Below are 424 nucleotides of genomic sequence, written 5' to 3' on the forward strand. Positions count from 1 at the left end.
TAGGGGCGCGGGGAACTGCGCGAGAAAACACGAAGCACCCGCGGATACGACTCAGGGGCGGGGCGCCCACGATCTTCGGGACCCGGCGTGCCGGGTCCCGGTCAGCGGCCGCCGTTGTACGGCCCGTACGGGCCGTCGCTGCTGGAGCCCCTGCGGGCCCGGCCGCCGCCGGGGAGGGACCTCAGGGCCTGGCGGACGTCGACCATGTACACGATGGTCGCGATCAGGCCGATGATCGGCAGGAACGACAGGATGTTGAAGATCAGGCTCACCACGAAGGCGAGACCCAGGATGATCAGCCAGAACGGCTTGGTCTTCTTGTCCGCCGCGCGGTAGGCGTCCTCACGGCGCGTGGCGGCGTCGATCAGCGCGAAGCCGGTGAACACGATCAAAGCCAGGTTCAGCAGCCACAAGAAGTTAGTGA

At 67.5% G+C, this 424-nt stretch carries 1 protein-coding gene; it reads right to left on the reverse strand.

The features are described 5' to 3' along the window. Nucleotides 1-101: 101 nt before the first annotated feature. A complete protein-coding gene (locus tag LPA54_RS39895; protein ID WP_228985300.1) occupies nucleotides 102-413 on the reverse strand; it encodes a DUF2516 family protein in 312 nt (103 codons plus the stop codon). Between the last annotated feature and the right edge of the window lie 11 nt (nucleotides 414-424).

This window comes from Streptomyces sp. DH12 (assembly GCF_020873895.1).
Classification (GTDB): Bacteria; Actinomycetota; Actinomycetes; order Streptomycetales; family Streptomycetaceae; genus Streptomyces.